At 54.5% G+C, this 7,077-nt stretch carries 8 protein-coding genes; 5 read left to right on the top strand and 3 right to left on the bottom strand.

Annotated elements, in window-relative coordinates; all coding sequences use genetic code 11:
- From ABTW62_RS13210 to ABTW62_RS13200, 3 genes are all read right to left on the bottom strand, one after another.
- A partial coding sequence (locus tag ABTW62_RS13210; protein ID WP_430905042.1) for a hypothetical protein occupies nucleotides 1-400 on the bottom strand: 400 nt, incomplete at its 3' end.
- Nucleotides 384-596: a hypothetical protein gene (locus ABTW62_RS13205; protein ID WP_430905041.1), complete on the bottom strand. Its 213-nt coding sequence runs from the start codon at nucleotides 594-596 to the stop codon at nucleotides 384-386. The genes ABTW62_RS13210 and ABTW62_RS13205, both read right to left, overlap by 17 nt.
- A gap of 182 nt (nucleotides 597-778) precedes the next feature.
- Complete coding sequence (locus tag ABTW62_RS13200; RefSeq protein WP_430905040.1) at nucleotides 779-1,396, bottom strand: hypothetical protein; 618 nt, start codon at nucleotides 1,394-1,396, stop codon at nucleotides 779-781.
- Nucleotides 1,397-1,693: 297 nt separating this feature from the next.
- Between ABTW62_RS13200 and ABTW62_RS13195 the strand changes: the two genes are divergently transcribed.
- From ABTW62_RS13195 to ABTW62_RS13175, 5 genes are all read left to right on the top strand, one after another.
- The gene (locus ABTW62_RS13195; RefSeq protein WP_430905039.1) at nucleotides 1,694-3,268 is read left to right on the top strand and encodes a type I restriction-modification system subunit M; all 1,575 of its coding nucleotides are present in this window, start codon (nucleotides 1,694-1,696) and stop codon (nucleotides 3,266-3,268) included.
- Nucleotides 3,258-4,652: a restriction endonuclease subunit S gene (locus ABTW62_RS13190; RefSeq protein WP_430905038.1), complete on the top strand. Its 1,395-nt coding sequence runs from the start codon at nucleotides 3,258-3,260 to the stop codon at nucleotides 4,650-4,652. The genes ABTW62_RS13195 and ABTW62_RS13190 overlap by 11 nt, the downstream gene beginning before the upstream one ends.
- Nucleotides 4,649-5,239 carry a DUF6933 domain-containing protein gene (locus ABTW62_RS13185; protein WP_430905037.1) on the top strand — a complete coding sequence of 197 codons (591 nt, stop codon included), beginning with the start codon at nucleotides 4,649-4,651 and terminating at the stop codon, nucleotides 5,237-5,239. The genes ABTW62_RS13190 and ABTW62_RS13185 overlap by 4 nt, the downstream gene beginning before the upstream one ends.
- Complete coding sequence (locus ABTW62_RS13180) at nucleotides 5,236-6,270, top strand: virulence RhuM family protein (RefSeq protein ID WP_430905036.1); 1,035 nt, start codon at nucleotides 5,236-5,238, stop codon at nucleotides 6,268-6,270. Before ABTW62_RS13185 ends, ABTW62_RS13180 begins: the two co-directional genes overlap by 4 nt.
- Before the next feature lie 3 nt (nucleotides 6,271-6,273).
- Nucleotides 6,274-7,077 (top strand): type I restriction endonuclease (locus ABTW62_RS13175; RefSeq protein ID WP_430905035.1); only part of this gene is annotated, 804 nt, incomplete at its 3' end.

The raw sequence follows: 7,077 nt of genomic DNA, 5'->3' as shown, positions 1-7,077 counted from the left end.
CCTTATCTCCCTTCTTGGAAATGATAAATGCTTCCACAACCTTAGCTTCTGGAAAATCTCCGAGGGTTTTTGCGAGCTCCAAAAACTCTTCCGCCCGATCAAGATCCTCTGAATGTGATAATAATCTGGCGCACCATGCCAACGCCCGCCCTTTTACTTCGTCCGAGCCACTCGAAAGGTCGCCCTCAGCAAGGCGTCTCGCCAGCCTCAACGACGAAATGGTCCTGTCGAACTCAAGGAAGAAACGTGACTTCCTGAGTTTCTCTACTTCTTCTTCTGTTTTTTGGTCGACAAGCCCTGTCGGAACATTCCCCTCAAGATAGAAATTAACGTCTCGACCGGCTATCACATTTGTCGAATCGTCTCCGGAGGAAATCGACTGTTTATTTGTCTTCCACATCGTTCTTCTTCCTACCGATACTAACGTCTCGACCCGCCTGAACATTTATTGAGCTATCGCCTGAGCGAATGGTCTGAGTAGAAGAAGCGTACTTCTTCTTGAAGATAAAACCTCCTATCCAAGCAAGGACCACTAAACCGGCACCGGAGAACAGCCATTGTTTGTTATCAACAATCCAAGCTACAAACTCTTTCAACTAGGTTGCTCCTTTCTCTGATATTACAGGATACTTCTATTTGCCACCTTCGCCATCAAACCCCAGTCAGTGTTTCAAATCCCTGGGATAGCATCGTTTTACAGGCGATACGCTCTACTTTTGTCCGCTGTGTAATGCGGACAAAATTTTGCGTGACCATTTCTGTACGCCCAACGCCTAAGCTAAGCCGAGGGTCCACCAGAGGCGGTCCCGTCGGCTTGAGCTGATTGTTGGGCCGCTGTCGCAGCGTCCACAGCGGCATAGCTGAATCCGGAGATGAGCTTTGATGCCGTATCAAGAATCTCGAAGATTAGTGCGATGTTTGCTACTGGGTAGCCACGCCGAATACACATCCTAGAACCAAAGTACATTTGAATCTTGGATTTCTCTGTTTCCTTGAGTCGGCCATTTCGATGCGCAATGGCATTTCGGGAGGCCCGCAGAACCGGTAACAGGGACTTGCCTTTGTTGACCTGCTCATCAGTTGATGCACCAATATGGTTCAGAAGCTCCTGTATTGTATCCTCAAGCGTTTGTCTGCGCGGAGGCTCCTTCTCGAAATAGAACTGATACTCCTCAGAAAAGAATCCCTCTACTAATGAATAAGCCATGAGAATGGCCGTATCTGAAAGTGCTATCTGTAAGCCTTCACGCCGCGTCGTACCGGACTCTTTTTCTATGGCGTCGAATTGCGACACCAGCGACTTTGCCAGATGTTGGAAAACGTCAACAAAGGAAGAAATTGGCCGATGCCCCGTCTGCATCGTGTACAGTGCGTAGCCAAAGATGTCCTTACTCATATTCCTGGCCCAATAGATGTGTTGGAAATAATGCCCAATACTGGACACATCCAGTATTGACCACCTACCGCCAATATTGGCGATCTACCACTGATACGCCAATACTGCCCCAAAACCACACATCTTCCAAGCTCATCTCCACTTAACCGATTGTATTACCGGCTCTTTGTTCCTGCTGCCTACGTGGTAACATAGTCACGCAATGCCTGAGCGGGGTTGCGTTGCAAGCCACGACTCCCTCTCATGCTGTCCATAAGAATGCTAGGAAATCAACCACATAGGACGAAGAACACGCCAATGGCCAGAAAACCCGCTGCCCCGAAGAAGCATAAGAGCTTTGAACAGACCCTGTGGGATACCGCTGACAAGCTGCGCGGTACGGTGGAGTCTTCCGAGTACAAGCATGTGGTACTCAGCCTGATCTTCCTCAAGTTTGTGAGCGACAAGTTTGAGGCGCGTCGCCGGGAGTTGATTGCTGAGGGGCAGGATGCCTATGTGGACATGGTGGAGTTCTACACCATGAAGAATATCTTCTACCTGCCGGAGGAATCACGCTGGTCTTCCATCCAGCGCCAGGCCAAGCAGGATGATATCGCGGTGAAGATCGACACCGCCTTGCATACCCTGGAGAAGAACAACAAGGCCCTGCGCGGTGCCTTGCCAGACAACTACTTCACCCGACTGGGGATCGAGGTCAGCAAGCTGGCGGCACTGATCGACTCCATCGACAACATCGACACCGTGGCCGACAACGAGCAGGACGTGGTGGGTCGGGTGTATGAGTACTTCCTCGGAAAGTTCGCCGCCACTGAAGGCAAGGGCGGCGGGGAGTTCTACACACCCAAGTGCGTGGTCAATCTGATTGCCCAGATGATCGAGCCCTACAAGGGCAAGATCTACGACCCCTGCTGCGGCTCGGGTGGGATGTTTGTGCAGTCGGTAAAGTTCGTCGAAAGCCACCAAGGCAATACCAAGGACATCTCCATCTACGGTCAGGAGCAGACCGGCACCACCTATAAGCTGGCCAAGATGAACCTAGCGATCCGTGGCATCGCAGGTAACCTGGGCGATGTGCCCGCTGATACCTTCTTCAAGGATCAGCACCCGGATCTCAAGGCCGACTTCATCATGGCTAACCCGCCCTTCAACCTCAAGGAGTGGCGTGCCACTGATGAGCTGACCAATGACCCGCGCTGGGCCGGGTATGAGGTGCCCCCCACTGGCAATGCCAACTATGCCTGGATTCTGCACATGGTCTCCAAGCTGTCGGAAAACGGCGTGGCGGGTTTTGTACTGGCCAACGGCTCCATGTCCAGTAACACCAGTGGTGAAGGGGCGATCCGCCAGAAGCTGATCGAAAACGACCTGGTGGACTGCATGATCGCCCTGCCAGGCCAGCTCTTCTACACCACCCAGATCCCGGTCTGCCTGTGGTTCCTAACCCGCAACAAGGGCGTGCAACGCATCGAAGGCCATAGCGAAAGCAACCACCGCGAGCGCCGGGGCGAGACCCTGTTTATCGACGCCCGCAATATGGGCAGCATGATCGACCGCACCCACAAGGAACTGACCACCGACGACATTGCCGAGATCGCCCGCACCTATCACGCCTGGCGGGGTGAGGCCAAAGATGGAAGTTATGAAGACAGACCGGGCTTCTGCAAGGCCGCTACCCTGGACGAGATCAAGGCCAATGACTATGTGCTCACCCCAGGGCGCTATGTGGGTGCTGCCGAGATCGAGGACGACGGCATCCCCTTTGAGCAGAAGATGACCGAGCTGAGCCAGACCCTGTATCGGCAGATGGACGAGGCGGTGCGGCTGGATGCCGAGATTCGCAAGAATCTGGAGGGCTTGGGTTATGGGGGGTGATTGGAAGGAAGCTTCGCTAGCAGATCTCTACGACGTTAGCTCAGGACTTTCAAAACCAGCTAGTGAATTTGGGTCGGGGCATCCATTTCTGGGGTTTAAGGATGTTTTTTATAACTACTTTGTTCCCGATGTGTTGTCGGATTTAGTTCAATCGAGCGAAAAAGAACAGACGAAGTGCTCAGTAAAACGAGGAGATGTATTCCTTACTCGCACAAGTGAAACCATGCACGAATTAGGTATGAGCTGCGTTGCTCTAAAGGATTATGAGAACGCGACGTTCAACGGGTTTACGAAACGTTTACGTCCAAAACAAGGCAATTACTTGATACCTGAATACGTAGGATACTACCTACGAAGTAAAAGGTTTCGTAACGAAATGCTCGCTTTTTCAACCATGTCGACACGAGCGAGCCTGAACAACGGTATGATTGCTCAATTACGCATTTCTTACCCCGATGTCGACACCCAAAAATCTATCGCACATATTCTCAAGACCCTCGACGACAAAATCGAACTCAACCGCCAGATGAACGCCACGCTGGAGGCGATGGCGCAGGCGCTGTTCAAGAGCTGGTTTGTGGATTTTGATCCGGTGATTGATAACGCACTGGCGGCGGGGAATCCCATCCCTGAGCCATTGCAGGCCAGGGCTGAGATGAGAAATGCGCTGGGCGAACAGCGCAAGCCGCTTCCTGCCGAGTTTCAGCGCCAGTTTCCCAACCGGTTTGTCTTTACCGAGGAGATGGGGTGGGTGCCGGAGGGGTGGGAAGTTAAGCCCTTGGACTCAATTATAGAGCTAATTGGTGGCGGAACACCAAAAACATCAAATGATGCCTACTGGGATGGTGATATCCCATGGTTCTCCGTTGTCGATGCTCCAAGCCCATCTGATGTTTTCGTTATTCACACAGAGAAAACGATTACTCAGGAAGGGCTTGTTAGCTCATTGGCAAAACTTCTTCCGAAGGGAACGACAATCATTAGCGCCAGAGGAACAGTAGGCAAGTGCGCTGTTGTTGCACGTCCAATGGCAATGAATCAGTCTTGCTACGGTATACGCGGGCTGCATGGTATTCCTGATTACTATACCTACTATACGATTTTATTAAGAGTCTCCGAGCTTCAGCAAAGGGGGCATGGCTCAGTCTTTAATACGATCACCAGAGATACATTCAAAACGATAAAGACGTGTGTATCAAATCATGAGCTACTTAGCATCTACGATGAAACTGTGACGCCATATATGGGGCGGATTGTGGACAATATTGCTCAGGTGCAAAGTCTCAGTCGATTGCGCGATACGCTCCTCCCCAAACTCCTCTCCGGCCAGCTCCGCATCCCCGAAGCCGAGGCCATGATTGAACGCGCCGGGGTGGCGGTATGATCCGCCTGCACGCCACACAAAAGCTCCTCGCCAAGCTGCCGCTGCAGCCTGATGGGCGGCTGAAGAGCAAGCGCAGCTTACGCCATGCCAGCGATGGGGCTTCCAACGATGCCGCTGAATCGCCCTTGAGTGGCTGGCATGCCAATCTGCTCCTGTTGCAACGCCGCCAGTGTGTGCTGATGGTCCATGATACCACCCGCTTTCCGGTGTTCCTGCCTGCGCTGAAAAAAGACGACTTCGCTGAGTTGGATTACTGGTTTGTGGACGGTTTCATGAACACCCTGCTCAAGATGGGGGCCGATGAGGCGGTGATGGAATGCGCCCAAGGTATGTTGGGGCCGCTGGTGTGCGACAGCGCCACCGATCGCTCGGTGTTGGGTACCCTTAATCAAATGGGGCAGGATTTGGGGCACATGCTTGCCTATGACGACAGCCAAGTGACCGATCTCTCACCGTATAAAACCAGCATCTGGCTGGCCCAGATGCCGCGTACCCTGAAGGGGGTAAAGGCGGCTCATTGGCCCATTGACGCCATGTTTGAGTTGTTGGGTGGCAAGGCCCCCGAACGGACAAGGAATTTTCCATGAGCGATACAGCCCCCGGCGGCGAGTTCATCCTCTATACCACCGAAGACGGCAAGACCCGCGTGGAGTGCCGTTTTGAGGAGGAGACCATCTGGCTAAGCCAGGCCTTGATCGCAGAGCTGTTTGACCGGGATGTGCGTACCATCAACGAGCATCTGCAGAACATCTACGAAGAGGGTGAACTGGCCCCGGAGGCAACTATCCGGAAATTCCGGATAGTTCGTCAGGAGGGAAGCCGTTCGGTTACCCGCGCCATTGACCACTATAACCTCGAAGCCATCCTGGCCGTGGGGTTTCGGGTCAAATCTCCACGTGGTACCCAGTTCCGCCGCTGGGCCAATACCCGCCTGCGTGAGTACCTGATCAAGGGTTTTACTCTGGATGATGAGCGACTGAAAAATCCCCCTGCTCCCGGCGCTAGCCCAGTGCCTGACTACTTCGATGAACTGCTGGCACGCATCCGCGACATCCGCGCCAGCGAGCGGCGTATGTACCTGCGGGTGCGGGAGATCTTCGCCCTGGCGGCGGACTACGAGCCCTCTGCCAAGGAGTCCATACAGTTTTTCCGGATTATTCAGAACAAACTCCACTATGCCGCCACCGGCCATACCGCCGCTGAGCTTATCCTCAACCGCGCCGATGCCAGCAAACCGAATATGGGTCTGACGGTGTGGAAAGGCGAGATTGTGCGCAAGAGTGATGTTACCGTCGCCAAAAACTACCTGGGCGAGACGGAGATCGAAGAGCTGAACCGCATTGTGGTGATGTGGCTCGATTTTGCTGAAGACCAGGCCAGGCGGCGCAAACAGGTGTTTTTACGAGACTGGCAGGAACGGCTGGATCAGTTCCTGCAGTTCAATGAGCGTGAGGTGTTGGATAATGCCGGGAGGGTGAGCAAGCAGCAGGCCGACGCCAAGGCAGGCCGCGAGTATGACGCCTTTGCCGCGCAGCGCCGGGCGAAACTCGAAGAGGCTGGTGCCGCCGATACCATCAGGATGTTGGAGGAGATCGCCAGGAAGCCACTGGGGAAATAGGGAATGAAATTCACCGAAGAGAAGCTGGAACAGGCCATCATCGCCCTACTGGGGGAGCAGGGCTATCCCCATGTGTTTGGCGAATCCCTGGCGCGTGCCCCCGGCGAGGTGTTGCTGAAGGATGAGCTGCGTGCCTATCTTGCCGCCCGCTATACCGAGCAGGGGATCACCGAGGAGGAGATCGCGGCGGTGATCCGTGCACTGGAGCGCCCCCCCGCCTCAGATCTCTATGACTCCAACCGACAGCTCCACCACATGGTGGCCGACGGCCTGCTGCTCAAGCGCGAGGATCGTAGTCAGAAAGACCTCTATATCCAGTTGATCAACTATAGCGGCCTGCCGCTGCAACGCCCGCCCCGTGCCGAGGAGCTGAATACCGTGGTGGCCGAGGAGGCCGCCGCCTACCGGGATGGCAACCGCTACCAACTGGTCAGCCAGATGGTCATCGAGGGGCTGGAAAAGCGCATCCCCGATGCGATCCTCTACATCAATGGCCTGCCGCTGGTGGTGTTCGAGTTCAAGAGCGCGATCCGCGAAGAGGCCACTATCCACGATGCCTACAAGCAACTCACCATCCGCTATGCGCGGGATATCCCGGAGCTGATGAAGTACAACGCCCTGTGTGTGATCTCCGATGGGGTCAACTCGCGCATGGGCTCGCTGTTTGCCCCCTATGACTACTTCTACACCTGGCGCAAGGTGAGCGGCGAGGAGAGCATCGAGCAGGACGGCATCAATGCCCTGCATACCATGATCCAGGGGCTGTTCGAGCGGGGACGGCTGCGCGAGGTGTTGCGCCATTTTATC

It is taken from the genome of Nitrosomonas sp. ANs5 (genome assembly GCF_050584665.1).
In the GTDB taxonomy this organism is placed as follows: Bacteria; Pseudomonadota; Gammaproteobacteria; order Burkholderiales; family Nitrosomonadaceae; genus Nitrosomonas.
The sequence above is the reverse complement of the archived record's forward strand: the minus strand, read 5'-3'. Positions and strand labels throughout refer to the sequence as shown.